Below are 25,627 nucleotides of genomic sequence, written 5' to 3'. Positions count from 1 at the left end.
AATGAGTGTTTTATATCCGTTAATTCAGGCGCTGGTGTTATTTGCCGTTGCGCCGCTGCTCTCCGGTATAACCCGCGTGGCGCGCGCCCGTCTGCATAATCGTCGCGGGCCGGGCGTGTTGCAGGAGTATCGCGACATTATCAAACTGCTGGGCCGCCAGAGCGTTGGCCCGGATGCCTCCGGCTGGGTGTTCCGCCTGACGCCGTATGTGATGGTGGGTGTCATGCTGACTATCGCTACTGCGCTGCCGGTAGTAACCGTTGGTTCTCCGCTGCCGCAACTGGCTGATTTGATCACCTTACTGTATCTCTTCGCCATCGCGCGTTTCTTCTTTGCCATTTCTGGTCTGGATACCGGCAGCCCGTTTACCGCCATCGGCGCGAGCCGTGAAGCGATGCTTGGCGTGCTGGTCGAACCGATGTTGTTGCTTGGTCTGTGGGTCGCCGCGCAGGTTGCTGGTTCCACCAATATCAGCAACATCACCGACACCGTTTATCACTGGCCGCTGAGCCAGAGCATCCCGCTGGTGCTGGCGCTTTGTGCCTGTGCATTCGCCACCTTTATCGAAATGGGCAAACTGCCGTTCGACCTGGCGGAAGCCGAGCAGGAGTTGCAGGAAGGCCCGCTCTCTGAATACAGCGGTAGCGGTTTTGGCGTAATGAAATGGGGTATCAGCCTGAAACAGCTGGTGGTGTTGCAGATGTTCGTCGGGGTGTTTATTCCGTGGGGACAAATGGAAACCTTCACCGCTGGTGGGCTGCTGCTGGCGCTGGTGATTGCCATCGTCAAACTGGTGGTCGGCGTACTGGTTATCGCGCTATTCGAAAACAGCATGGCCCGTCTGCGTCTTGATATTACTCCGCGCATTACCTGGGCTGGTTTTGGTTTTGCATTTTTAGCGTTCGTCTCCTTGCTGGCGGCGTGATTAAAGAGAGTTTGAGCATGTCTGAAGAAAAATTAGGTCAACATTATCTCGCCGCGCTGAATGAGGCATTTCCGGGCGTCGTGCTGGACCACGCCTGGCAGACCAAAGATCAGCTGACTGTCACCGTGAAGGTGAACTATCTGCCGGAAGTGGTGGAGTTCCTCTACTACAAACAGGGCGGCTGGCTGTCGGTGCTGTTTGGTAACGACGAACGCAAACTGAACGGTCATTACGCCGTTTACTACGTGCTGTCGATGGAGAAGGGCACCAAATGTTGGATTACGGCTCGCGTCGAAGTTGACGCCAACAAACCGGAGTATCCGTCCGTGACGCCACGCGTTCCGGCGGCGGTGTGGGGCGAGCGCGAAGTGCGCGATATGTACGGTTTGATTCCGGTTGGTTTGCCGGATGAACGTCGTCTGGTGCTGCCGGATGATTGGCCGGATGAACTCTACCCGCTGCGTAAAGACAGCATGGATTATCGTCAGCGTCCGGCACCGACTACTGATGCTGAAACCTACGAGTTCATCAACGAACTGGGCGACAAGAAAAACAACGTCGTGCCGATTGGTCCGCTGCACGTCACTTCCGACGAACCGGGCCACTTCCGTCTGTTCGTCGATGGCGAAAACATTATCGACGCCGACTACCGCCTGTTCTATGTCCATCGCGGCATGGAAAAACTGGCGGAAACCCGCATGGGTTACAACGAAGTGACCTTCCTCTCTGACCGTGTGTGCGGGATCTGCGGCTTCGCCCACAGCACCGCCTACACCACATCGGTGGAAAACGCGATGGGTATTCAGGTGCCAGAACGCGCGCAGATGATCCGCGCCATTCTGCTGGAGGTGGAGCGCCTGCACTCGCATCTGCTCAACCTCGGACTGGCCTGCCACTTCACCGGGTTTGACTCCGGCTTTATGCAGTTCTTCCGCGTGCGTGAAACCTCCATGAAAATGGCGGAGATCCTTACCGGTGCGCGTAAAACTTACGGCCTGAACCTGATCGGCGGGATTCGTCGCGATCTGCTGAAAGATGACATGATCCAGACCCGTCAACTGGCACAGCAGATGCGTCGTGAAGTGCAGGAGCTGGTGGATGTGCTGCTGAGCACTCCGAACATGGAACAGCGCACCGTTGGCATTGGTCGTCTGGACCCGGAAATTGCCCGCGATTTCAGTAACGTTGGCCCGATGGTCCGCGCCAGCGGTCACGCCCGCGATACCCGTGCCGATCACCCGTTTGTTGGTTATGGCCTGCTGCCAATGGAAGTCCACAGCGAGCAGGGCTGCGACGTTATTTCCCGTCTGAAGGTGCGTATCAACGAAGTCTATACCGCGCTGAACATGATCGACTACGGTCTGGATAACCTACCGGGCGGCCCGCTGATGGTGGAAGGCTTTACCTACATTCCGCACCGTTTCGCGCTGGGCTTTGCCGAAGCGCCGCGCGGCGATGATATCCACTGGAGCATGACCGGCGACAACCAGAAGCTGTACCGCTGGCGCTGCCGTGCCGCGACCTACGCGAACTGGCCGACCCTGCGCTACATGCTGCGCGGCAACACCGTTTCCGATGCGCCGCTGATTATCGGTAGCCTGGACCCTTGCTACTCCTGTACCGACCGCATGACCGTAGTCGATGTGCGTAAGAAGAAGAGCAAAGTGGTGCCGTACAAAGAACTCGAGCGCTACAGCATTGAGCGTAAAAACTCGCCGCTGAAATAAGGAATCGCCATGTTTACCTTTATCAAAAAAGTCATCAAAACCGGCACGGCGACCTCGTCTTATCCGCTGGAGCCGATTGCGGTTGATAAAAACTTCCGTGGTAAGCCAGAGCAGAACCCGCAGCAGTGCATCGGCTGCGCGGCCTGCGTCAATGCCTGCCCGTCAAACGCCTTAACGGTTGAAACTGACCTCGCCACCGGTGAGCTGGCCTGGGAGTTCAATCTTGGCCGCTGCATCTTCTGTGGACGCTGCGAAGAAGTCTGCCCGACGGCGGCGATCAAACTGTCGCAAGAGTACGAACTGGCGGTGTGGAAGAAAGAAGATTTCCTGCAACAGTCCCGCTTTGCGCTGTGCAACTGTCGCGTCTGCAATCGTCCTTTCGCCGTTCAGAAAGAGATCGACTACGCCATTGCGCTGCTTAAGCACAATGGCGACAGCCGCGCGGAAAACCACCGTGAAAACTTTGAGACTTGCCCGGAATGTAAGCGCCAGAAATGCCTGGTGCCGTCCGACCGTATTGAACTGACTCGCCATATGAAAGAGGCCATCTGATGAGCAATTTATTAGGCCCCCGTGACGCCAACGGCATTCCGGTCCCGATGACGGTGGATGAGTCCATCGCCAGCATGAAGGCGTCGTTACTGAAAAAAATCAAACGTTCTGCCTACGTTTACCGCGTGGACTGCGGCGGCTGCAACGGCTGCGAAATCGAAATTTTCGCCACGCTTTCGCCACTTTTCGATGCAGAACGCTTCGGCATTAAAGTCGTTCCGTCACCGCGTCATGCGGATATTTTACTGTTTACCGGCGCGGTCACCCGTGCAATGCGATCCCCTGCGCTACGTGCGTGGCAGTCCGCGCCGGACCCGAAAATCTGTATCTCCTACGGTGCCTGCGGCAACAGCGGCGGCATTTTCCACGATCTTTACTGCGTGTGGGGCGGTACGGATAAAATCGTCCCGGTGGATGTTTATATCCCTGGCTGCCCGCCAACACCAGCCGCCACGCTGTACGGCTTTGCAATGGCACTCGGCCTGCTGGAGCAGAAAATTCACGCCCGTGGCCCGGGTGAGCAGGATGAACAACCGGCTGAGATCCTGCATGGCGATATGGTGCAGCCGCTGCGCGTGAAAGTGGATCGCGAAGCACGCCGCCTGGCGGGTTACCGCTACGGTCGTCAGATTGCCGATGACTTCCTGACACAGTTAGGGCAGGGCGAAGAACAGGTTGCACGCTGGCTGGAAGCGGAAAACGATCCGCGTCTGAACGAGATTGTCAGCCATCTGAATCATGTTGTTGAAGAGGCGCGTATCCGATGAGTGAAAAGGTGGTGTTCAGTCAACTGAGCCGTAAATTTATTGATGAGAACGATGCCACGCCCGCAGAGGCGCAGCAGGTGGTCTATTACAGCCTGGCGATTGGTCACCACCTTGGGGTTATCGATTGCCTGGAAGCGGCGCTCACCTGCCCGTGGGATGAATATCTGGCATGGATTGCCACTCTGGAGGCGGGCAGCGAAGCCCGCCGCAAAATGGAAGGCGTGCCGAAATATGGCGAGATCGTCATCGACATTAACCATGTGCCGATGCTGGCCAATGCATTCGATAAAGCCCGGTCAGCGCAAACTTCGCAGCAGCAGGAATGGAGTACAATGCTGTTAAGTATGCTGCATGATATTCATCAGGAAAACGCCATCTATTTGATGGTGAGGAGATTGCGTGACTGACGTTTTACTCTGTGTTGGCAATAGCATGATGGGCGATGATGGCGCAGGTCCGCTGCTGGCGGAAAAGTGCGCCGCCGCGCCGAAAGGTAACTGGGTGGTGATTGATGGCGGTAGTGCACCGGAAAACGACATCGTCGCCATCCGTGAACTGCGCCCTACGCGGTTACTGATTGTTGACGCTACTGATATGGGGCTAAACCCCGGCGAAATCCGCATCATCGACCCGGATGATATCGCCGAGATGTTTATGATGACTACCCATAATATGCCGCTGAACTATCTTATCGACCAGTTGAAAGAAGACATTGGCGAAGTGATTTTCCTCGGCATCCAGCCGGATATCGTCGGCTTTTACTACCCGATGACCCAGCCGATTAAAGATGCGGTTGAAACCGTTTATCAACGACTGGAAGGCTGGGAAGGGAACGGCGGATTTACGCAGTTAGCGGTGGAAGAAGAGTAGTTTTTCAGTAAGGAATCAGGACAGGGATGTTTTTGATGAGGGAATCAGAACTGATAGCAAACGCCAGATTGCCCGATGCGCTGTGCTTATCGGGCCTTCCTGGTTCGTGCGACACGTAGGCCGGATAAGGCGTTCACGCCGCATCCGGCACTGTTACTTACTCTAAATCTTCACCGTTACTGGCAATCACTTTTTTATACCACCAGAACGATTTCTTACGCGTGCGCGCCAGCGTACCGTTGCCTGCGTCGTCACGGTCTACGTAGACAAAACCGTAGCGTTTGCTCATTTCACCCGTAGAGGCGGAAACCAAATCAATACAGCCCCAGGTGGTATAGCCCATCAGCGGAATGCCGTCTGCAATCGCTTCGCCCATTGCGCGGATATGTTCGCGTAAATAGCTGATGCGATAGTCATCGTTAATCTCACCATTAGCAGCAAATTCATCTTTTGCGCCCAGGCCGTTTTCCACCAGAAACAGCGGCTTCTGATAACGGTCGTACATCATATTCATGGTGATACGCAGACCGAGTGGATCAATACCCCAGCCCCAGTCGCTTACCTGTAGATACGGGTTACGCAGCGATTTCACCACGTTCGCCGCACTGCTGTTGTTGGCGTTCATCTCCGCCGAGGCGCAGCGCGAGGCGTAATAGCTGAAAGAGACAAAATCGACGGTATTTTTCAGGATTTCATCATCGCCCGGTGCTTTGTCGATGGTTACCCCTTTTTCGCGGAATACGCGGGCAGAGTAAGCCGGATACGCGCCCCGCGCCTGCACATCGATAAAAAACAGGTTTTCCCTGTCTTTCTCCAGCGCCGCCCAGACATCCTCCGGCTTGCAGCTGTAAGGGTAGAAGTTACCGCCTGCCAGCATACAGCCCACCTGATTTTGCGGGTTAACCTCATGGGCGATTTTGGTGGCTAATGCACTGGCAATCAGTTGGTGATGCGCGGCCTGATATTTCACCTGATCCTGATTTTCACCTTCTTCAAACACCAGACCCGCGCCGGAAAACGGGCTATGCAACATAATGTTGATTTCATTGAAGGTGAGCCAGTATTTCACCAGACCATCAAAGGCTTCAAAGCAGGTTCTGGCGTAGCGGCTGAAAAACTCCACCAGCTTGCGGTTACGCCAGGAGCCATATTCGGTGACCAGATGCATCGGCACATCGAAGTGGCACAACGTGACCAGCGGTTCGATGCCGTACTTTTTACACTCTTCAAAGACCGAACGATAAAAAGCAATGCCCTGCGGGTTGGGCGTCAGTTCATCGCCCTGCGGAAAGAGGCGGCTCCAGGCAATCGAGGTACGGAGAACCTTGAATCCCATCTCTGCCATCAGGGCGATATCTTCTTTATAACGATGATAAAAATCCGTCGCCTCATGGCTGGGATAAAACTCGTCATTGCGTAACTGAAAACGTTTTTCCAGCCCCAGTTTTACCGCCATTCGATGCTCGCCGTGTGGGATCATATCGACCGTGGTCAGCCCTTTGCCACCTTCACGGTACGCACCTTCGGACTGGTTGGCGGCAAGCGCGCCGCCCCATAAAAAACCTTGCGGAAATACTGACATTTTCATCCTCAATTAAGACTTACTTCTTTGGCGACGGTCGGTTGTGCGCCCTGATGTTTTCGCGCCTCGGCAGCCGCTTCCTCAACAGGAATATCCTCAAAGCCGAGCAACAGTGTGAGGATAAACGACAGCACAACCGCCAGCGCCATGACGGCGAACACCCAGACGATGCTCATTGGATTCGCCGGATCGAAGAACTGCACGCTGGTAAATAACCCCGGCGCTGCCATTGAGTGGCTGGCAAGCCCCGCCATACCGGCAACCGCCCCGCAAATAAAACCGCTGATAAGACTGGCGATAAGCGGACGTTTCAGGCGGATCGCCACGCCGTATAACGCCGGTTCGGAAATCCCCGCCATAATGGCTGATGCCGCCGCAGCCAGCGCCGTCTGGCGCAGTTCCGGGTTTTTCGTTTTCCACGCCACCGCCAGTGATGAACCGCCCAGCGACAGGTTAGCGCCGATCTCGGACGGCATGACCATCCCTTCTTTGCCGGTTTCGGCAATGGTCTGAATGATGGTTGGCGTAAAGACGCGGTGCATCCCGGTCATTACCAGCAGAGGCCACAGTGCGCCCATAATGGCGACTGAAAGCCAGCCCAGATAACCATGGATGGTGTAAACCAGCGCCGAAATGGCGCTACCGATCCAGATACCAATCGGGCCAATTAGCAGGATTGCCAGCGGTGCGGCAATCAACACAATCAGCATCGGCTTGAGGAAGTTTTTGGTCACCGCCGGTGTAATGCTGTCCACCCAGCGTTCGATATATGACAGGCACCAGGTCATCACCAGCGCCGGGATCACCGTGTAGGTATATTTCACCGCGGTGACCGGAATCAGGGCAAATTCGACATGTTCACCCTGGGCCGCTTTCGCCATCAGTTCAATAAAACTCGGATGTACCAGCACACCCGCGATGGCAATCGCCAGCGACATATTGGTTTTAAATTTGATGGCGGCAGATGCCGCGACCATTAGCGGCAGGAAGAAGAAAGCACCGTCACCAATCACATTCAGAATGGTTAAGGTCGGCGATCCTTTTGTCAACACGCCGCTCATCTCGAGGATCATCGCCAGTAGTTTGACCATCGATCCGCCGATAATCGCCGGGATCAGCGGTGACATGGTGCCGATCAGCGCATCAAGGATCCCCGCACCAATGCGACGTAGCGTGAGTTTAGGTTTACCCACGGGCTGTGCGGGCTGCATATCTCCCGGCAGCAGACTGACGACTTCCTGAAAGGCTTGCGAAACGGTATTGCCGATAATTACCTGACACTGGTTGTCACTACGTACCACGCCGAGCACGCCGGGGATGGTTTTTAACGTCGGGCTGTCGATAAGCTGGTCATCTTTGATAACAAAGCGCAAACGCGTCATACAGTGCGTGACTGCCGAGATGTTATCAACGCCGCCCAGTGCCGCTATCACCGAGCGTGCCAGCGCCGCATAATTTTTGGCCATCGGATTTTATCCTGTTATCAGTAGGGTAGATGTAGTTGTTATCAGTCGACGGGACGGAAAAATGCCGATGCTGAAACGGAATTAAGAAACCGGTTTCACAAAATCATGAATAGTTGTCAAAAAATAAGCAAGAAAGTTAATTGTTCATTTTTTATATTTGTGAAACCGGTCACCTGAATATTTTTCCCGCCGATTGCGCAAGGACAATCGGCAAACGGTGCAGTACACTCCGTTGATTGCGTGTAAAGGGATGAAAATGATGACGACGATGCTGGAAGTGGCGAAGCGCGCCGGGGTTTCAAAAGCGACCGTTTCCCGTGTGCTTTCAGGTAATGGCTACGTCAGCCAGGAGACTAAAGATCGCGTGTTTCAGGCGGTAGAAGAGAGCGGTTACCGCCCAAACTTGCTGGCGCGTAATCTGTCGGCGAAGAGTACTCAGACGCTGGGGCTGATAGTGACCAACACGCTTTACCACGGCATTTATTTTAGTGAATTACTGTTTCATGCCGCGCGAATGGCGGAAGAGAAAGGGCGACAGTTGCTATTGGCAGATGGCAAACATAGCGCCGAAGAAGAGCGCCAGGCGATTCAGTATCTGCTGGATCTGCGCTGCGATGCCATCATGATTTACCCGCGTTTTTTAAGCGTGGATGAGATCGATGACATCATTGACGCGCACAGTCAGCCGATAATGGTGCTTAATCGCCGCCTGCGCAAAAACAGCAGCCATAGCGTCTGGTGCGATCATAAACAGACCAGCTTTAACGCCGTGGCAGAGTTGATAAACGCCGGACATCAGGAGATTGCTTTCCTTACCGGTTCGATGGATTCCCCCACCAGCATTGAACGTCTTGCCGGATATAAAGACGCGCTGGCGCAGTATGGTATTGCGCTCAATGAAAAACTTATCGTTAACGGTAAATGGACGCCCGCCAGCGGGGCCGAAGGGGTAGAAACGTTACTCGAACGTGGGGCTAAATTTAGCGCGTTAGTTGCCAGTAACGACGATATGGCGATTGGTGCGATGAAAGCGTTACACGAGCGCGGCATAGCGGTGCCAGAGCAGGTGTCAGTTATCGGATTCGATGATATCGCAATTGCCCCCTACACCGTTCCGGCGCTCTCCAGCGTAAAAATTCCGGTGACTGAGATGATTCAGGAAATTATTGGACGGCTGATTTTTATGCTCGATGGTGGGGATTTCTCACCGCCGAAAACCTTCAGCGGAAAACTGATCCGCCGCGACTCACTCATTGCTCTTTCGCAATAAACACTGTCATCACATGTCATCGTCACTAGTGTCGATGACATCGTTTTTCCTGTATCGCAGAAATTAATTTCCTTAAATAACAGCAAATTAAAAACTGGCATGATTTGTGAATGTATCGGCGCATTAACTGTCATTGCTGGAGAATTTGATGAACCGTTTCATCATTGCTGACGCGAGTAAATGTATTGGTTGCCGTACCTGTGAAGTGGCGTGCGTGGTTTCTCATCAGGAAAATCAGGACTGTGCATCGCTGACCCCGGAAACTTTTTTACCGCGAATCCATGTCATTAAAGGTGTGAATATTTCCACGGCAACAGTCTGCCGTCAGTGTGAAGATGCACCGTGCGCTAACGTCTGCCCGAATGGTGCTATCAGCCGTGATAAAGGGTTTGTTCATGTGATGCAGGAACGTTGCATTGGTTGCAAAACCTGCGTTGTGGCTTGCCCGTATGGCGCGATGGAAGTGGTGGTACGTCCGGTGATTCGCAACAGCGGTGCGGGGCTGAATGTACGTGCTGACAAAGCCGAAGCCAATAAATGCGACCTGTGCAACCATCGTGAAGACGGCCCGGCGTGTATGGCTGCTTGCCCGACTCATGCGCTGATTTGTGTCGATCGTAATAAACTTGAACAACTGAGCGCAGAAAAACGTCGCCGTACGGCGCTGATGTTCTAAAAATCTTACAGAACTGTTCTGGCATCAAAGGAATTCCCGGAAATATTCGTAGAATACGGAGCGGGCGGTATCGCCGACCTGTGGCTGCCGGATGCGACGCTGTCGTGTCCGGCTGGGCGGGTTACGCAATTCATGATGGCGGGAATAACTCAATGGCAAAAAACACATCTTGCGGTGTCCAACTGCGTATTCGTGGCAAAGTGCAGGGCGTCGGTTTTCGTCCGTTTGTCTGGCAGCTGGCACAGCAATTAAATCTTCACGGCGATGTCTGTAATGATGGCGATGGCGTAGAAGTCCGGCTGCTGGAAGACCCGGAAATGTTTCTTGTTCAATTGCATCAGCACTGCCCGCCGCTGGCGCGTATTGATAGCGTCGAGCGTGAGCCGTTTATCTGGTCACAACTGCCCACCGAGTTCACCATCCGCCAGAGCGCGGGCGGCGTCATGAATACGCAAATTGTTCCCGATGCCGCTACTTGCCCTGCCTGTCTTGCCGAAATGAATACCCCAGGCGAACGGCGTTATCGTTATCCGTTTATCAACTGTACCCACTGCGGCCCGCGTTTCACCATTATTCGCGCCATGCCTTACGACCGCCCGTTTACTGTGATGGCGGCGTTTCCGCTGTGTCCGGCCTGTGACAAAGAGTACCGTGACCCGCTCGATCGTCGCTTCCACGCCCAGCCGGTGGCCTGCCCGGAGTGTGGCCCGCATCTTGAATGGGTAAGTCATGGTGAACATGAGGAACAAGAGGCGGCATTACAGGCAGCTATCGCACAGTTAAAAATGGGCAACATTGTCGCCATCAAAGGGATTGGCGGATTTCATCTCGCCTGCGATGCACGTAACAGTAACGCGGTGGCGACACTTCGGGCGCGCAAACATCGCCCAGCGAAACCGCTGGCGGTTATGTTGCCAGCGGCAGACGGTTTACCAGACGCTGCCCGCCAGTTGCTCACCACGCCCGCCGCGCCGATTGTGCTGGTGGATAAAAAATACGTTCCTGAGCTTTGTGATGATATCGCCCCTGGCCTTAACGAAGTCGGGGTGATGTTGCCTGCGAATCCGCTCCAGCATTTGCTGTTACAGGAACTGCAATGCCCGCTGGTGATGACCTCCGGCAACCTGAGCGGTAAACCACCGGCTATCAGCAACGAACAGGCGCAGGCGGATTTGCAGGGCATTGCCGACGGATTCTTGATACATAACCGCGACATCGTGCAGCGGATGGATGATTCAGTGGTGCGCGAAAGCGGCGAAATGCTGCGCCGTTCGCGGGGGTATGTGCCGGATGCGCTGGCTTTGCCTCCGGGCTTTAAAAATGTTCCGCCTGTGCTGTGTCTCGGCGCGGATCTGAAAAATACCTTCTGCCTGGTGCGCGGTGAACAAGCGGTGTTGAGTCAGCATCTGGGCGATTTAAGTGACGATGGCATCCAGATGCAGTGGCGCGAAGCGTTACGCCTGATGCAAAACATCTACGATTTTACCCCGCAATACGTTGTGCATGACGTGCATCCGGGCTATGTCTCCAGCCAGTGGGCGAGCGAAATGAATCTGCCGACGCAAACGGTGCTGCATCATCATGCCCACGCGGCGGCGTGTCTGGCAGAACATCACTGGCCGCTGGAGGGCGGGGATGTCATTGCTTTGACGCTCGACGGTATCGGTATGGGGGAGAACGGCGCTTTGTGGGGCGGCGAGTGTCTGCGGGTGAACTATCGCGAATGCCAGCACTTGGGCGGCTTGCCTGCAGTGGCGCTTCCGGGGGGCGATTTGGCTGCAAAGCAGCCGTGGCGAAACCTGTTGGCGCAGTGCCTGCGCTTTGTGCCGGAGTGGCAGAATTATCCTGAAACGGCAAGTGTGCAACAGCAAAACTGGAGCGTGCTGGCGCGGGCCATTGAGCGTGGAATTAACGCGCCGCTGGCGTCATCGTGTGGGCGTTTGTTCGATGCCGTAGCGGCGGCACTGGGCTGTGCGCCAGCCACGTTAAGTTATGAAGGTGAAGCGGCTTGTGCCCTGGAGGCACTCGCAGCTTCGTGCCACGGAGTGACGCATCCGGTGACGATGCCGCTGGTGGACAATCAACTGGATCTCGCCACTTTCTGGCAGCAGTGGCTGAACTGGCAGGCACCGGTTAATCAACGCGCGTGGGCGTTTCATGATGCGCTGGCGCAGGGTTTTGCCGCGTTGATGCGTGAACAGGCCACGATGCGCGGTATCACTACGCTGGTATTTAGCGGTGGGGTTATTCATAACCGTTTGCTGCGTGCGCGTCTGGCGCATTATCTCGCTGATTTCACGTTGCTCTTTCCGCAGAGTTTACCGGCGGGTGATGGCGGCTTGTCTCTGGGGCAGGGGGTTATTGCTGCGGCTTGTTGGTTAGCGGGTGAAGTCCAGAACGGATAAAACGTGTTGCATTTGGCCACCATTGCCGGATGCGCTCCCCGTAGGTCGGATAAGACGCGCGAGCGTCGCATCCGACATTTTGGGTACAGTAGCTGGATGCGACATGAACGCATTATGTGACCAACACATGCGCTCCCCGTAGGTCGCATCCGACATTTTAGGCACAGTAGCCCGCTTACACCGGCAACGTTTTCAACAATCCAAATGCCTCTTTCATCCGATCCTCACTGACCACAAAGGCGCGAAGCTGGTCTGCATCGTCAACGCCGCGCGCCACCATTCCCTGGCGTTCGGTATTAATCTGCCAGCGTAAATCCTGACGCTGGGTTTCGCCTGCCAGATGCAGCGGTAATTCCGGCGTTTTGATTTTCACCAGCATCGCCGGTAGTTTCAGCGGCGTGTTATTGCCGAGAAGATTTTTTGCCAGCACCATCGCGCTAAGTTGAATCGGCTGGAGGAACGGCAATACCTGACCGTTAATTTCCGCGCAATCGCCCAGCGCATAAATATCGGCATTACTGGTTTGCAGATAACTGTCGACGCAAACGCCGCGATTAATCGTCAGCCCGGCGCGTCGTGCCAGGGCGGTTTCCGGGCGCAGTCCGGTGGCGGCAATTACCGCATCCACTTCGATGCTACGCTGGCGGTCCAGCGTTGCCAGAATGCCAGAATCCGTTTTTTCCAGCCCCTGCAACTGAGATTTTAACAGCAGATGAACGCCCATCTCCGTCAACCGATGCTGCAAGCGGCTGCTTACTTCCGGCGGCATTAACGACGCCAGAATGCTGGCGGCGTTATCAATCAGCGTGACCGCTTTGCTTGCCCGACAAAAATCCATCGCCAGTTCGCTACCAATCAAACCACCGCCGACAATCAACACGCGTTGGGCATCCTGCAGTTGTGTTTCACAGGCGCGATACTCTTGCTGACTATTTAACGTCAGCATTAACTCACGCCCAGGCACTGGCGGGACAAAGGCACTGGCACCGGTTGCCAGCACTAACTTGTCGTATTGCCACTGATTATTCTGACTTTTCACCACATGGGCTTCGGCATCGATATCCGTCACCCAGGTGTGCGGAAACAGGCGCAGATTAAACTGCTCGGCAAATTCACCTGCCGTCTGGCGGGTTAGGTCGTCGGCACGTTGCCTCTGGCTGATAACATGGCTGAGGTCAGGTTTGTTGTACTCATCCATGCTGTCGGCGGCAATCAGGGTTAATGGAATAGTAGCGTCCTGTTTGCGGATATTTTTCACCAGTTGGCGGGCGGCGAAGCCCGAACCAATGATCACAATGCCGTAACTCATTTTGCCTCCGATGCCAGTTCGTCGAAGACATCTTTGCCGAGGGAACATTCCGGGCAGAGGAAGTTGTCCGGAACTTCACTCCACGGCGTTCCCGGCGCGACGTCCTGCATTGGCTCGCCTTTTGCCGGATCGTAAATCCACTGGCAGACGCTGCACTGCATCCGCGGACCGAGATCAGCCGTCGTGGTGGCACAGGTTTCTTCTTTAACTACCGTATTCACTGTGATTTGTGGCAGCGGCGCGAGCGCCCACTGACGGGCGATTTCGCGACCGTGTTCACGGCATAATTCCAGTGCATCCTGGTCCGGTCGCCATTTGGCTTTCAGGCTAAGTGACATTTCGAAACCTGCATCCTGCAAGCGCGTGGAAAGACGATCCACCGCACCGCCGCTCCAGCCGTGAGAGCCGAAAGCACTGGCGCGTTTGTTACGGAAGCGTAATCCGGTCATCTCCTCCACCAGCCCGGCGATTTTCGGCATCATCACGTTATTCATCGTCGAAGTCCCAACCAGTACGCCTTTTGAGCGGAAGACATTGGTCAGGATTTCGTTTTTATCGCTTCGGGCGACGTTGAAAATTTTCACCGCTACGCGCGGGTCGGTTTCCGCAATCCCCTGGGCGATAGCGTCAGCCATCATGCGGGTATTATTCGACATGGTGTCGTAGAAAATGGTGATTCTGTCTTCCTGATAATCCGCCGCCCATTTCAGGTACAGCTCGACAATTTGCGTCGGGTTATCGCGCCATACCACGCCGTGAGAGGTCGCTATCATATCGACTGGTAAGTTAAAGCCCAGGATCTCGGTAATTTTCGGCGTTACCAGGCGGCTGAACGGCGTCAGGATATTGGCGTAGTAACGCTGGCACTGCTCGAAAAGCTCCGTCTGATCCACTTCATCGTTGAACAGATGCTCGTCGCAGTAGTGCTGACCGAAAGCATCGTTACTGAACAGCACCGCGTCGCCTGTCAGGTAAGTCATCATGCTGTCCGGCCAGTGCAGCATTGGCGTTTCGACAAAAATGAGCTGTTTGCCGTTGCCGATATCCAGCGTGTCGCCAGTTTTCACCACATTAAAATTCCACTCCGGATGATGGTGATGACCATTTATCGAGTCGATAGCGTTGGCAGTACAGTAAATCGGCGTATCGGGAATTTGCGCCATCAGTTCGGTCAGCGCCCCGGCGTGGTCCTCTTCTGCATGGTTAATAACGATGTAGTCGATATCCGCCAGATCGATTTCATTACGCAGGTTCTGCACAAATTCGCGGCTGAATTTATGGTCGACGGTGTCGATCAGCACGTTTTTTTCTTCGCGGATGAGGTAGCTGTTGTAGCTGCTGCCGCGCAGCGTTTTATATTCTGTACCGTGAAAATCACGCACTTCCCAGTCACGTTGACCAACCCAATGAATGTTATTTTTCACCACAATAGACATAGCAACCTCAATTTATTCAGCGTGTTCTAAAAAGATGTCTTGCTAATTGCAGATTGCGTGCCAGTTTTTATCTAATTGTTTTTACAATATAAATGAAATCATGCTCATTAATGAGTAGTCAAAATGACTATCAATCAAATGGTCGATATGACAATATCTATAGTCAAATTGACAGTGAGGCAAAGATGAGTTTTTCCGTTGATGTGCTGGCGAATATCGCCATCGAATTGCAGCGTGGGATTGGTCATCAGGATCGTTTTCAGCGCCTGATCACCACGCTGCGTCAGGTGCTGGAGTGCGATGCGTCTGCGTTGCTACGTTACGACTCGCGGCAGTTTATTCCGCTTGCCATCGACGGGCTGGCGAAGGATGTACTCGGTAGACGCTTTGCGCTGGAAGGTCATCCGCGGCTGGAAGCGATTGCCCGCGCTGGGGACGTGGTGCGTTTTCCCGCAGACAGCGAATTGCCCGATCCCTATGACGGTTTGATTCCCGGGCAGGAGAGTCTGAAGGTTCACGCCTGCGTTGGCCTGCCGTTGTTTGCCGGACAAAACTTGATCGGCGCACTGACGCTCGACGGGATGCAGCCCGATCAGTTCGATGTTTTCAGCGACGAAGAGTTACGGCTGATTGCTGCGCTGGCGGCGGGAGCGTTAAGCAATGCGTTGCTGATTGAACAACTGGAAAGCCAGAATATGCTGCCAGGTGATGCCGCGCCGTTTGAAGCGGTGAAACAGACGCAGATGATCGGTCTGTCGCCAGGTATGACGCAATTGAAAAAAGAGATTGAGATTGTGGCGGCGTCCGATCTCAACGTCCTGATCAGCGGTGAGACGGGAACCGGTAAGGAGCTGGTGGCGAAAGCGATTCATGAAGCCTCGCCAAGGGCGGTGAATCCGCTGGTCTATCTCAACTGTGCCGCACTGCCGGAAAGTGTGGCGGAAAGTGAGTTGTTCGGGCATGTGAAAGGAGCGTTTACTGGCGCTATCAGTAACCGCAGCGGGAAGTTTGAAATGGCGGATAACGGCACACTGTTTCTGGATGAGATCGGCGAGTTGTCGTTGGCATTGCAGGCCAAGCTGCTGAGGGTGTTGCAGTATGGCGATATTCAGCGCGTTGGCGATGACCGCAGTTTGCGGGTCGATGTGCGCGTGCTGGCTGCGACTAACCGCGATTTACGCGAAGAGGTGCTGGCAGGGCGATTTCGCGCCGACTTGTTTCATCGCCTGAGCGTGTTTCCACTTTCGGTGCCGCCACTGCGTGAGCGGGGCGATGACGTCATTCTGCTGGCAGGGTATTTCTGTGAGCAGTGTCGTTTGCGGCTGGGGCTTTCCCGCGTGGTATTAAGTGCCGGAGCGCGAAAATTACTGCAACACTATAATTTTCCGGGAAATGTGCGCGAACTGGAACATGCTATTCATCGGGCGGTAGTGCTGGCGAGAGCCACTCGCAGCGGCGATGAAGTGATTCTTGAGGCGCAACATTTTGCTTTTCCTGAGGAGGCGTTGCCGCCGCCAGAAGCGATGACAATGCCCGTTGTTAAGCAAAATCTGCGTGAAGCGACAGAAGCGTTCCAGCGTGAAACCATTCGCCAGGCTCTGGCACAAAATCATAACAACTGGGCTGCCTGCGCGCGGATGCTGGAAACCGACGTCGCCAACCTGCATCGGCTGGCGAAACGTCTGGGATTGAAGGATTAAATAATCCCGGCCTGATAGAAATCCTGCAGGTTAATCGCACCGGTGAGTTTGCCGTTTTCATCCACCACCGGTGCGGCGGTGATTTTGCGCTTCATCAGAACTTCTTTGGCGTCGATGGCGCGACTTTGTGCCTGTAATGTCGTGCCGCCTGTCGTCATCGCTTCATTAACTGGCGTGGTGAGTGCGCCGCCGCCAACCAGCCAGCGACGTAAATCACCGTCGGTAAAGACGCCTTGTACCTGTTGTTGAGCGTCACATACCGCCACCAGCCCCAGACCGGTGCGGCTGAGTTCCAGCATCGCATCCATCACGCTTGCGGTTAACGCTACCTGTGGGATAGCGTCATCACGGCGCATCAGATGATGCACTTTATTCAGCAAGCGAGCGCCCAGTGCCCAAGCTGGGTGGGAGCGGGCAAAATCTTCTTCATTAAATCCGCGTGCCTGCATGACCGCCATCGCCAGCGTATCACCCATCATCAGGGTATTGACGGTGCTGGAGGTCGGCGCAAGGTGCATCGGACAGGCTTCGCGTTCTACGGAGATATCCAGCACCGCTTTCGCCGCCAGTCCCAGCGGTGACGTCGGTTTGCCGGTCATCGCCAGCAGCGCGATAGATTTGTCTTCCAGACGCGGAATAATCAGATCCAGTTCCTTCGCTCCACCGGAGTAAGAGATAAACAACATCACATCGCGGCTTTCAATCATCCCCAGATCGCCGTGCAGTGCTTCTGCCGGATGGACAAAAAAAGCCGGTGTGCCGGTGCTGGCAAGTGTTGCGGCGATTTTCTTACCAATGTGGCCCGATTTGCCAATTCCCGAAACTACCACTTTGCCTTCGCAGTGCAGGATGATATTGGCGGCGCGAACAAAATCATCGCCCAGACGTTCCGGTAAACGGCTTGCTTCCTGCAACTCCAGCATTAACGTCTGACGTCCCGCGTTCAGTAGTGCTTCACTCATTGCTCTCTCCGGTTAAGGTCCATTTATTTATTCCAGCCAGGGATTGATGGCCGGAATGAGCGCTCATTATCCAGCGCTATGGGAAGGGAAACAACATATGTGAATTTAGTTACAACATACTTTAAGAAAAAATATGAACTGAAAGAAGAGACTAAAGAGAAATGGAGTGCCGAAAACAGACTACCGCTTCCTTGTGCTGGGCGGGATGCTTTACCATACTTGCCCCTGGTTGAATTTGTTAAATGGACCCCTCATGTTCAAGCATCGTTATGTAACATTGCTTCCCCTTTTTGTGTTACTTGCCGCCTGTAGCAGCAAGCCAAAACCGACTGAGACTGAAACAACCACCGGAACGCCGTCCGGCGGCTTCCTGCTTGAGCCGCAGCACAATGTGATGCAGATGGGCGGAGATTTTGCCAATAACCCCAATGCCCAGCAGTTCATCGAAAAAATGGTGAACAAACATGGTTTCGATCGTCAGCAATTGCAGGAAATTCTCTCTCAGGCGAAACGTCTGGATTCGGTACTGCGGCTGATGGATAACCAGGCACCAACCACATCGGTGAAACCGCCATCTGGTCCGAACGGCGCATGGCTGCGTTATCGCAAAAAATTTATTACGCCGGATAACGTGCAGAACGGCGTGGTTTTCTGGAATCAGTATGAAGATGCGCTGAATCGCGCGTGGCAGGTGTATGGCGTACCGCCGGAAATTATCGTCGGGATTATCGGCGTCGAAACCCGCTGGGGGCGCGTGATGGGGAAAACCCGCATCCTCGATGCGCTGGCAACGCTGTCATTTAACTACCCACGCCGCGCGGAGTATTTCTCTGGCGAGCTGGAAACCTTCCTGCTGATGGCGCGCGATGAGCAGGACGATCCGCTCAATCTGAAAGGTTCCTTTGCCGGGGCGATGGGCTACGGACAGTTTATGCCGTCGTCTTACAAACAATATGCGGTAGATTTCAGCGGCGACGGGCATATCAACCTTTGGGATCCGGTTGATGCGATCGGTAGCGTGGCGAACTATTTCAAAGCGCACGGCTGGGTAAAAGGCGATCAGGTCGCGGTAATGGCAAACGGTCAGGCTCCAGGCTTGCCAAATGGCTTCAAAACCAAGTACAGCATTTCGCAGCTTGCCGCGGCAGGTTTAACGCCACAGCAGTCGCTGGGCAACCATCAACAGGCCAGCCTGCTGCGTTTGGATGTTGGAACAGGTTATCAGTACTGGTACGGTCTGCCGAACTTCTACACCATTACCCGTTATAACCACAGCACACATTACGCAATGGCGGTCTGGCAGTTAGGACAAGCCGTGGCGTTGGCGCGCGTACAGTAACTATCTGCAAGAGGGAGGTTAAACTTCCCTCTGCTTTCTTACTGTTTATTCGAATGACGTAATTGCCTGATTTTTTTTGACAGCGATATCGCATATCCCAGACAGACAACGCCTAACGCAGCCTGACCGAAGTCGAAAGGTTCAAGATAGCCAGAAGATAAAATCTTACATATCACTGAAACCAGTGCGCTGATGCCACCAATGATGACCCACATACGCATTTGCGTGGTCTGTTTAAGCACGTTTTGGGGGGGGTTATCCGTTTTCTTTGTTGTCATTATTTTTCTCTCCTTGTGAATACCTGGCAATATGAACGCTGCATGGTAGCGTTTTTCTTTACCGGTTGGCCGCAACAGTCTTATTTCGGAATGCGACTCGTAAAATGAATCGCTGGTCCCCATCTTCTGCGGGAAAGTGCTATCTTGTCCGGCATAAATTTTTGACTGACAGAGGTTGTGATGACTGACAGTGAACTGATGCAGTTAAGCGAGCAGGTAGGGCTGGCGCTGAAATCCCGTGGCGCAACCGTAACAACCGCTGAATCCTGTACTGGCGGTTGGGTAGCGAAAGTGATTACCGATATTGCCGGCAGTTCCGCCTGGTTTGAACGCGGATTTGTCACCTACAGTAACGAAGCCAAAGCGCAGATGATCGGCGTACGCGAAGAGACGCTGGCGCAGCATGGTGCGGTGAGTGAACCTGTTGTGGTGGAAATGGCGATAGGCGCACTGAAAGCGGCTCGTGCTGATTATGCGGTTGCTATCAGTGGCATCGCCGGACCGGATGGCGGCAGCGAAGAGAAGCCTGTCGGCACCGTCTGGTTTGCTTTTGCCACAGCCCGCGGCGAAGGCATTACCCGCCGGGAATGCTTTAGCGGCGACCGCGATGCCGTGCGTCGTAAGGCGACGGCTTATGCCTTAAATACGCTGCGGCAACAATTTCTACAAAATACTTGATACTGTATGACTATACAGTATAATTGCTTCAACAGAACATATTGACTATCCGGTATTACCCGGCATGACAGGAGTAAAAATGGCTATCGACGAAAACAAACAGAAAGCGTTGGCGGCAGCACTGGGCCAGATTGAGAAACAATTTGGTAAAGGCTCCATCATGCGCCTGGGTGAAGACCGTTCCATGGATGTGGAAACCATCTCTACTGGTTCGCTTTCACTGGATATCGCGCTCGGAGCAGGTGGTCTGCCGATGGGCCGTATCGTCGAAATCTACGGACCGGAATCTTCCGGTAAAACCACGCTGACGCTGCAGGTGATTGCCGCTGCCCAGCGCGAAGGTAAAACCTGTGCGTTTATCGATGCTGAACACGCGCTGGACCCAGTCTATGCACGTAAACTGGGTGTCGATATCGACAACCTGCTGTGCTCCCAGCCGGACACCGGCGAGCAGGCACTGGAAATCTGTGACGCTCTGGCGCGTTCTGGCGCAGTAGACGTTATCGTCGTTGACTCCGTGGCGGCACTGACGCCGAAAGCGGAAATCGAAGGCGAAATCGGCGACTCTCACATGGGCCTTGCAGCACGTATGATGAGCCAGGCGATGCGTAAGCTGGCGGGTAACCTGAAGCAGTCCAACACGCTGCTGATCTTCATCAACCAGATCCGTATGAAAATTGGTGTGATGTTCGGTAACCCGGAAACCACTACCGGTGGTAACGCGCTGAAATTCTACGCCTCTGTTCGTCTCGACATCCGTCGTATCGGCGCGGTGAAAGAGGGCGAAAACGTAGTGGGTAGCGAAACCCGCGTGAAAGTGGTTAAGAACAAAATTGCAGCGCCGTTTAAACAGGCTGAATTCCAGATCCTCTACGGTGAAGGCATCAACTTCTACGGCGAGTTGGTTGACCTGGGCGTGAAAGAGAAGCTGATCGAGAAAGCAGGCGCGTGGTACAGCTACAAAGGTGAGAAGATCGGTCAGGGTAAAGCGAATGCGACTGCCTGGCTGAAAGATAACCCGGAAACCGCGAAAGAGATCGAGAAGAAAGTACGTGAGCTGCTGCTGAGCAACCCGAACTCAACGCCGGATTTCTCTGTAGATGACAGCGAAGGCGTAGCAGAAACTAACGAAGATTTTTAATCGTCTTGTTTGATACTCAAGGGGCGCATCTGCGACTCTGAGACGGATGACAAACGCAAAATTGCCTGATGCGCTACGCTTATCAGGCCTACATGTTCTCTGCAATGTATTGAAGTTGCACGGTTTGTAGGACGGATAAGGCGCTCACGCCGCATCCGGCATGAACAACGCCACTTTGTCAGCAAAACCTGGGTCGCATCTGCGGCCCTTTTGCTTTTTAAGTTTTAAGGATATGCCATGACAGACTCAACATCCCGTCGCCCGGCATATGCTCGTCTGTTGGATCGAGCGGTACGCATTCTGGCGGTGCGCGATCACAGTGAGCAAGAATTGCGACGTAAACTCGCGGCACCGATTATGGGCAAAAATGGCCCGGAAGAGATTGATGCCACGGCAGAAGATTACGCGCGCGTTATTGCCTGGTGCCATGAACATGGCTATCTCGATGACAGCCGATTTGTTGCGCGCTTTATTGCCAGCCGTAGCCGCAAAGGCTATGGTCCGGCGCGTATTCGTCAGGAACTGAATCAGAAAGGTATTTCCCGCGAAGCGACAGAAAAAGCGATGCGTGAATGTGACATTGACTGGTGCGCGCTGGCGCGTGATCAGGCGAAGCGAAAATATGGCGAACCTTTGCCAACTGTCTTTTCAGAAAAAGTTAAGATCCAGCGTTTTCTGCTTTATCGTGGCTATCTGATGGAAGATATCCAGGAGATTTGGCGAAATTTTGCCGACTGAACGCATACGGTATTTTACTTCCCAGTCAAGAAAACTTATCTTATTCCCACTTTTCAGTTACCAGCCCGGCGGTTAAGACACGCTGTAGCTGGTGGCGATATTTCGTTAGCTTGATTTCAGGATAATTATGAGCAAGAGCACCGCTGAGATCCGTCAGGCGTTTCTCGACTTTTTCCATAGTAAGGGACATCAGGTAGTTGCCAGCAGCTCCCTGGTACCCCATAACGACCCAACTTTGTTGTTTACCAACGCCGGGATGAACCAGTTCAAGGATGTCTTCCTTGGGCTCGACAAGCGTAATTATTCCCGCGCTACCACTTCCCAACGCTGCGTGCGTGCGGGTGGTAAACACAACGACCTGGAAAACGTCGGTTACACCGCGCGTCACCATACCTTCTTCGAAATGCTGGGCAACTTCAGCTTCGGCGACTATTTCAAACACGATGCCATTCAGTTTGCATGGGAACTGCTGACCAGCGAAAAATGGTTTGCCCTGCCGAAAGAGCGTCTGTGGGTTACCGTCTATGAAAGCGACGACGAAGCCTACGAAATCTGGGAAAAAGAAGTAGGGATCCCGCGCGAACGTATTATTCGCATCGGCGATAACAAAGGTGCGCCATACGCATCTGACAACTTCTGGCAGATGGGTGACACTGGTCCGTGCGGCCCGTGCACCGAAATCTTCTACGATCACGGCGACCACATTTGGGGTGGCCCTCCGGGAAGCCCGGAAGAAGACGGTGACCGCTACATTGAGATCTGGAACATCGTCTTCATGCAGTTCAACCGCCAGGCAGATGGCACGATGGAACCGCTGCCGAAGCCGTCTGTAGATACCGGTATGGGGCTGGAGCGTATTGCCGCCGTGCTGCAACACGTAAACTCCAACTATGATATCGACCTGTTCCGTACGCTGATTCAGGCGGTGGCTAAGGTGACTGGCGCGACCGATCTGAGCAATAAATCGCTGCGCGTTATCGCTGACCACATTCGTTCTTGTGCGTTCCTGATCGCGGATGGCGTAATGCCGTCCAACGAAAACCGTGGTTATGTGCTGCGTCGTATCATTCGTCGCGCAGTGCGTCACGGCAATATGCTGGGCGCGAAAGAAACCTTCTTCTACAAACTGGTTGGTCCGCTGATCGACGTTATGGGCTCTGCGGGTGAAGACCTGAAACGCCAGCAGGCGCAGGTTGAGCAGGTGCTGAAGACTGAAGAAGAGCAGTTTGCCCGTACTCTGGAGCGCGGTCTGGCACTGCTGGATGAAGAGCTGGCAAAACTTTCTGGTGATACGCTGGATGGCGAAACTGCTTTCCGCCTGTACGACACCTACGGCTTCCCGGTTGACCTGACGGCTGACGTTTGCCGTGAGCGCAACATCAAAGTTGACGAAGCTGGATTTGAAGCAGCAATGGAAGAGCAGCGTCGTCGTGCGCGCGAAGCCAGCGGCTTTGGTGCCGATTACAACGCAATGATCCGTGTTGATAGTGCATCTGAATTTAAAGGCTATGACCATCTGGAACTGAACGGCAAAGTGACCGCGCTGTTTGTTGATGGTAAAGCGGTTGATGCCATCAATGCAGGCCAGGAAGCTGTGGTCGTGCTGGATCAAACGCCATTCTATGCAGAATCCGGCGGTCAGGTTGGCGATAAAGGCGAACTGAAAGGCGCTAACTTCTCCTTTGCGGTGGAAGATACGCAGAAATATGGCCAGGCGATTGGTCACATCGGTAAACTTGCTGCGGGTTCTCTGAAAGTGGGCGACGCAGTACAGGCGGATGTAGATGAAGCTCGTCGCGCTCGTATTCGTCTGAATCACTCCGCAACGCACCTGATGCACGCTGCGCTGCGTCAGGTTCTGGGCACTCATGTCTCCCAGAAAGGTTCGCTGGTTAATGACAAGGTGCTGCGTTTTGACTTCTCGCATAACGAAGCGATGAAACCAGAAGAGATTCGTGCTGTCGAAGATCTGGTGAACGCGCAGATTCGTCGTAACTTGCCTATCGAAACCAACATCATGGATCTCGAAGCGGCGAAAGCGAAAGGTGCGATGGCGCTGTTCGGCGAGAAGTATGATGAACGTGTACGTGTGCTGAGCATGGGCGATTTCTCCACCGAGCTGTGTGGTGGTACTCACGCCAGCCGCACCGGTGATATTGGTCTGTTCCGTATCATTTCTGAATCGGGTACTGCTGCAGGCGTTCGTCGTATCGAAGCGGTAACCGGAGAAGGTGCTATCGCCACCGTTCATGCAGACAGCGATCGCTTAAGCGAAGTCGCGCATCTGCTGAAAGGCGATAGCAATAATCTGGCTGATAAAGTGCGCTCAGTACTGGAACGTACGCGTCAGCTGGAAAAAGAGTTACAACAGCTTAAAGAACAGGCTGCCGCACAGGAGAGCGCAAATCTTTCCAGTAAGGCAATTGATGTTAATGGTGTTAAGCTGTTGGTTAGTGAGCTTAGCGGTGTTGAGCCGAAAATGTTGCGCACCATGGTTGACGATTTAAAAAATCAGCTGGGGTCGACAATTATCGTGCTGGCAACGGTAGCCGAAGGTAAGGTTTCTCTGATTGCAGGCGTATCTAAGGACGTCACAGATCGCGTGAAAGCAGGGGAACTGATTGGTATGGTCGCTCAGCAGGTGGGCGGCAAGGGTGGTGGACGTCCTGACATGGCGCAAGCCGGTGGTACGGATGCTGCGGCCTTACCTGCAGCGTTAGCCAGTGTGAAAGGCTGGGTCAGCGCGAAATTGCAATAATATAAGTGTCAGGCAATGCCGTGGACTTGCTTCACGGCATTCGCATCGACGCTATCGACAATGATAAAGTCAGGTTGAAGTTGTGTATATCGGCTAAACTTAGGTTTAACAGAATGTAATGCCATGACTGCTTAGATGTAATGTGTTTGTCATTGCTTACTTTTTGGCGTTATATGATGGATAATGCCGGGATACAGAGAGACCCGACTCTTTTAATCTTTCAAGGAGCAAAGAATGCTGATTCTGACTCGTCGAGTTGGTGAGACCCTCATGATTGGGGATGAGGTCACCGTGACAGTTTTAGGGGTAAAGGGCAACCAAGTACGTATTGGCGTAAACGCCCCGAAGGAAGTTTCTGTTCACCGTGAAGAGATCTACCAGCGTATCCAGGCTGAAAAATCCCAGCAGTCCAGTTACTAATCTTTCCGCGTCTCATCTTTAACGGTGAGACGCACCCTCAAAATTTCTCTTTCACTTCATTTTTTTCGCGTTACTCCCGTTCATTTAACTTTTGCCTTCATTTTTCTCTATCACTGCTACCTGTCAGAGGTCTGTTTTTCTGTTGATAAAACACTCTTTTTGACGTTTTTACAGACTAATTGAGCGCGAAGTGTGCAAACGATAAAAGTGTGGGAAAAATTGTTTGACTTATAAGTCTCAGAAAGTAATATGTGCGCCACGCAGCGACGATGAGCGATAAACAAGTTCTTCGAAGCACTCGTAAGAGGCGTGTGGTGAGGTGGCCGAGAGGCTGAAGGCGCTCCCCTGCTAAGGGAGTATGCGGTCAAAAGCTGCATCCGGGGTTCGAATCCCCGCCTCACCGCCATTTGCATCCGTAGCTCAGCTGGATAGAGTACTCGGCTACGAACCGAGCGGTCGGAGGTTCGAATCCTCCCGGATGCACCATCTCTTACTTGATACGGCTTTAGTAGCGGTATCAATATCAGCAGTAAAATAAATTTCCCGATGCATCCGTAGCTCAGCTGGATAGAGTACTCGGCTACGAACCGAGCGGTCGGAGGTTCGAATCCTCCCGGATGCACCATCT

At 53.7% G+C, this 25,627-nt stretch carries 22 protein-coding genes and 3 tRNA genes; 19 read left to right on the top strand and 6 right to left on the bottom strand.

What is annotated here, in order from left to right:
* The first annotated feature begins 1 nt into the window (after position 1).
* From hycD to hycI, 6 genes are read left to right on the top strand one after another with little or no spacing between them, the layout of a single operon-like run.
* Complete coding sequence (gene hycD, locus FEK50_RS20540; protein WP_130207628.1) at positions 2-925, top strand: formate hydrogenlyase subunit HycD; 924 nt, start codon at positions 2-4, stop codon at positions 923-925.
* A gap of 17 nt (positions 926-942) precedes the next feature.
* Positions 943-2,652, top strand: coding sequence for a formate hydrogenlyase subunit HycE (gene hycE, locus FEK50_RS20535; RefSeq protein WP_131162375.1), 1,710 nt, complete (start codon positions 943-945; stop codon positions 2,650-2,652).
* A gap of 9 nt (positions 2,653-2,661) precedes the next feature.
* Positions 2,662-3,204 (top strand): formate hydrogenlyase subunit HycF, encoded by a 543-nt coding sequence (gene hycF, locus FEK50_RS20530; RefSeq protein ID WP_131162374.1) that lies wholly within the window; start codon positions 2,662-2,664, stop codon positions 3,202-3,204.
* Positions 3,204-3,971, top strand: coding sequence for a formate hydrogenlyase subunit HycG (hycG, locus tag FEK50_RS20525; RefSeq protein WP_000067399.1), 768 nt, complete (start codon positions 3,204-3,206; stop codon positions 3,969-3,971). The genes hycF and hycG overlap by 1 nt, the downstream gene beginning before the upstream one ends.
* Positions 3,968-4,378: a formate hydrogenlyase assembly protein HycH gene (gene hycH, locus FEK50_RS20520; protein ID WP_001291926.1), complete on the top strand. Its 411-nt coding sequence runs from the start codon at positions 3,968-3,970 to the stop codon at positions 4,376-4,378. The genes hycG and hycH overlap by 4 nt, the downstream gene beginning before the upstream one ends.
* The gene (gene hycI, locus FEK50_RS20515; RefSeq protein WP_130207626.1) at positions 4,371-4,841 is read left to right on the top strand and encodes a hydrogenase maturation peptidase HycI; all 471 of its coding nucleotides are present in this window, start codon (positions 4,371-4,373) and stop codon (positions 4,839-4,841) included. Before hycH ends, hycI begins: the two co-directional genes overlap by 8 nt.
* Before the next feature lie 157 nt (positions 4,842-4,998).
* Here hycI and ascB read toward each other — a convergent pair whose 3' ends face one another.
* Both ascB and ascF read right to left on the bottom strand, forming a co-directional pair.
* Positions 4,999-6,423: a 6-phospho-beta-glucosidase AscB gene (ascB, locus tag FEK50_RS20510; RefSeq protein ID WP_131162373.1), complete on the bottom strand. Its 1,425-nt coding sequence runs from the start codon at positions 6,421-6,423 to the stop codon at positions 4,999-5,001.
* 8 nt (positions 6,424-6,431) lie between these two features.
* Positions 6,432-7,889 carry a PTS cellobiose/arbutin/salicin transporter subunit IIBC gene (gene ascF, locus FEK50_RS20505; protein ID WP_131162372.1) on the bottom strand — a complete coding sequence of 486 codons (1,458 nt, stop codon included), beginning with the start codon at positions 7,887-7,889 and terminating at the stop codon, positions 6,432-6,434.
* A 259-nt stretch (positions 7,890-8,148) separates the two neighbouring features.
* Here ascF and ascG point away from each other — a divergent pair, with 259 nt between their 5' ends.
* The 3 genes from ascG to hypF all read left to right on the top strand — a co-directional run bounded on the left by ascG (position 8,149) and on the right by hypF (position 12,240).
* Positions 8,149-9,159 carry a DNA-binding transcriptional regulator AscG gene (ascG, locus tag FEK50_RS20500; RefSeq protein ID WP_165489013.1) on the top strand — a complete coding sequence of 337 codons (1,011 nt, stop codon included), beginning with the start codon at positions 8,149-8,151 and terminating at the stop codon, positions 9,157-9,159.
* A gap of 148 nt (positions 9,160-9,307) precedes the next feature.
* The gene (hydN, locus tag FEK50_RS20495) at positions 9,308-9,835 is read left to right on the top strand and encodes an electron transport protein HydN (protein ID WP_001078777.1); all 528 of its coding nucleotides are present in this window, start codon (positions 9,308-9,310) and stop codon (positions 9,833-9,835) included.
* Positions 9,836-9,987: 152 nt separating this feature from the next.
* Complete coding sequence (gene hypF / locus FEK50_RS20490) at positions 9,988-12,240, top strand: carbamoyltransferase HypF (RefSeq protein WP_131162370.1); 2,253 nt, start codon at positions 9,988-9,990, stop codon at positions 12,238-12,240.
* 175 nt (positions 12,241-12,415) lie between these two features.
* Here hypF and norW read toward each other — a convergent pair whose 3' ends face one another.
* Both norW and norV read right to left on the bottom strand, forming a co-directional pair.
* Complete coding sequence (gene norW / locus FEK50_RS20485; RefSeq protein WP_131162369.1) at positions 12,416-13,549, bottom strand: NADH:flavorubredoxin reductase NorW; 1,134 nt, start codon at positions 13,547-13,549, stop codon at positions 12,416-12,418.
* Positions 13,546-14,985 (bottom strand): anaerobic nitric oxide reductase flavorubredoxin, encoded by a 1,440-nt coding sequence (gene norV, locus FEK50_RS20480; RefSeq protein ID WP_131162368.1) that lies wholly within the window; start codon positions 14,983-14,985, stop codon positions 13,546-13,548. The genes norW and norV overlap by 4 nt, the downstream gene beginning before the upstream one ends.
* A gap of 185 nt (positions 14,986-15,170) precedes the next feature.
* Here norV and norR point away from each other — a divergent pair, with 185 nt between their 5' ends.
* Positions 15,171-16,685, top strand: a complete 1,515-nt coding sequence (norR, locus tag FEK50_RS20475; protein ID WP_131162367.1) for a nitric oxide reductase transcriptional regulator NorR — start codon at positions 15,171-15,173, stop codon at positions 16,683-16,685.
* Here the strand turns inward: norR and gutQ are convergent.
* Positions 16,682-17,647, bottom strand: a complete 966-nt coding sequence (gene gutQ / locus FEK50_RS20470; RefSeq protein ID WP_131162366.1) for an arabinose-5-phosphate isomerase GutQ — start codon at positions 17,645-17,647, stop codon at positions 16,682-16,684. The genes norR and gutQ overlap by 4 nt on opposite strands.
* A 253-nt stretch (positions 17,648-17,900) precedes the next feature.
* Here gutQ and mltB point away from each other — a divergent pair, with 253 nt between their 5' ends.
* On the top strand, positions 17,901-18,986 hold the full coding sequence (gene mltB, locus FEK50_RS20465; protein WP_130207614.1) for a lytic murein transglycosylase B: 1,086 nt from the start codon (positions 17,901-17,903) through the stop codon (positions 18,984-18,986).
* Positions 18,987-19,024: 38 nt separating this feature from the next.
* Here the strand turns inward: mltB and FEK50_RS20460 are convergent, their stop codons facing one another.
* Positions 19,025-19,264, bottom strand: a complete 240-nt coding sequence (locus FEK50_RS20460) for a hypothetical protein (RefSeq protein WP_131162365.1) — start codon at positions 19,262-19,264, stop codon at positions 19,025-19,027.
* Positions 19,265-19,444: 180 nt separating this feature from the next.
* Here FEK50_RS20460 and pncC point away from each other — a divergent pair, with 180 nt between their 5' ends.
* From pncC to FEK50_RS20420, 8 genes are all read left to right on the top strand, one after another.
* Complete coding sequence (gene pncC / locus FEK50_RS20455) at positions 19,445-19,942, top strand: nicotinamide-nucleotide amidase (RefSeq protein ID WP_130214441.1); 498 nt, start codon at positions 19,445-19,447, stop codon at positions 19,940-19,942.
* Positions 19,943-20,021: 79 nt separating this feature from the next.
* On the top strand, positions 20,022-21,083 hold the full coding sequence (gene recA, locus FEK50_RS20450; RefSeq protein WP_000963153.1) for a recombinase RecA: 1,062 nt from the start codon (positions 20,022-20,024) through the stop codon (positions 21,081-21,083).
* A 237-nt stretch (positions 21,084-21,320) separates the two neighbouring features.
* Positions 21,321-21,821: a recombination regulator RecX gene (recX, locus tag FEK50_RS20445; protein ID WP_131162364.1), complete on the top strand. Its 501-nt coding sequence runs from the start codon at positions 21,321-21,323 to the stop codon at positions 21,819-21,821.
* 127 nt (positions 21,822-21,948) lie between these two features.
* Positions 21,949-24,579 carry an alanine--tRNA ligase gene (gene alaS, locus FEK50_RS20440; protein WP_000047170.1) on the top strand — a complete coding sequence of 877 codons (2,631 nt, stop codon included), beginning with the start codon at positions 21,949-21,951 and terminating at the stop codon, positions 24,577-24,579.
* 234 nt (positions 24,580-24,813) lie between these two features.
* Complete coding sequence (csrA, locus tag FEK50_RS20435; RefSeq protein WP_000906486.1) at positions 24,814-24,999, top strand: carbon storage regulator CsrA; 186 nt, start codon at positions 24,814-24,816, stop codon at positions 24,997-24,999.
* A 313-nt stretch (positions 25,000-25,312) separates the two neighbouring features.
* Positions 25,313-25,405 (top strand) — tRNA-Ser (locus FEK50_RS20430).
* 3 nt (positions 25,406-25,408) lie between these two features.
* Positions 25,409-25,485, top strand: a tRNA-Arg gene (locus FEK50_RS20425).
* 62 nt (positions 25,486-25,547) lie between these two features.
* Positions 25,548-25,624 (top strand) — tRNA-Arg (locus FEK50_RS20420).
* Positions 25,625-25,627: the final 3 nt, after the last annotated feature.

Origin of the sequence: Escherichia sp. E2586 (assembly GCF_005781105.1) — a bacterium.
In the GTDB taxonomy this organism is placed as follows: Bacteria; Pseudomonadota; Gammaproteobacteria; order Enterobacterales; family Enterobacteriaceae; genus Escherichia.
The sequence above is the reverse complement of the archived record's forward strand: the minus strand, read 5'-3'. Positions and strand labels throughout refer to the sequence as shown.

Coding starts and splice junctions, on each gene's coding strand:
- mltB (WP_130207614.1), top strand. CDS start 17,901: ATGTTCAAGCATCGTTATGTAACATTGCTTCCCCTTTTTGTGTTACTT.
- hycD (WP_130207628.1), top strand. CDS start 2: ATGAGTGTTTTATATCCGTTAATTCAGGCGCTGGTGTTATTTGCCGTT.
- norV (WP_131162368.1), bottom strand. CDS start 14,985: ATGTCTATTGTGGTGAAAAATAACATTCATTGGGTTGGTCAACGTGAC.
- hycH (WP_001291926.1), top strand. CDS start 3,968: ATGAGTGAAAAGGTGGTGTTCAGTCAACTGAGCCGTAAATTTATTGAT.
- FEK50_RS20460 (WP_131162365.1), bottom strand. CDS start 19,264: ATGACAACAAAGAAAACGGATAACCCCCCCCAAAACGTGCTTAAACAG.
- gutQ (WP_131162366.1), bottom strand. CDS start 17,647: ATGAGTGAAGCACTACTGAACGCGGGACGTCAGACGTTAATGCTGGAG.
- csrA (WP_000906486.1), top strand. CDS start 24,814: ATGCTGATTCTGACTCGTCGAGTTGGTGAGACCCTCATGATTGGGGAT.
- recA (WP_000963153.1), top strand. CDS start 20,022: ATGGCTATCGACGAAAACAAACAGAAAGCGTTGGCGGCAGCACTGGGC.
- norW (WP_131162369.1), bottom strand. CDS start 13,549: ATGAGTTACGGCATTGTGATCATTGGTTCGGGCTTCGCCGCCCGCCAA.
- pncC (WP_130214441.1), top strand. CDS start 19,445: ATGACTGACAGTGAACTGATGCAGTTAAGCGAGCAGGTAGGGCTGGCG.
- alaS (WP_000047170.1), top strand. CDS start 21,949: ATGAGCAAGAGCACCGCTGAGATCCGTCAGGCGTTTCTCGACTTTTTC.
- ascB (WP_131162373.1), bottom strand. CDS start 6,423: ATGTCAGTATTTCCGCAAGGTTTTTTATGGGGCGGCGCGCTTGCCGCC.
- norR (WP_131162367.1), top strand. CDS start 15,171: ATGAGTTTTTCCGTTGATGTGCTGGCGAATATCGCCATCGAATTGCAG.
- ascG (WP_165489013.1), top strand. CDS start 8,149: ATGACGACGATGCTGGAAGTGGCGAAGCGCGCCGGGGTTTCAAAAGCG.
- hydN (WP_001078777.1), top strand. CDS start 9,308: ATGAACCGTTTCATCATTGCTGACGCGAGTAAATGTATTGGTTGCCGT.
- hycF (WP_131162374.1), top strand. CDS start 2,662: ATGTTTACCTTTATCAAAAAAGTCATCAAAACCGGCACGGCGACCTCG.
- hypF (WP_131162370.1), top strand. CDS start 9,988: ATGGCAAAAAACACATCTTGCGGTGTCCAACTGCGTATTCGTGGCAAA.
- ascF (WP_131162372.1), bottom strand. CDS start 7,889: ATGGCCAAAAATTATGCGGCGCTGGCACGCTCGGTGATAGCGGCACTG.
- hycG (WP_000067399.1), top strand. CDS start 3,204: ATGAGCAATTTATTAGGCCCCCGTGACGCCAACGGCATTCCGGTCCCG.
- hycE (WP_131162375.1), top strand. CDS start 943: ATGTCTGAAGAAAAATTAGGTCAACATTATCTCGCCGCGCTGAATGAG.
- recX (WP_131162364.1), top strand. CDS start 21,321: ATGACAGACTCAACATCCCGTCGCCCGGCATATGCTCGTCTGTTGGAT.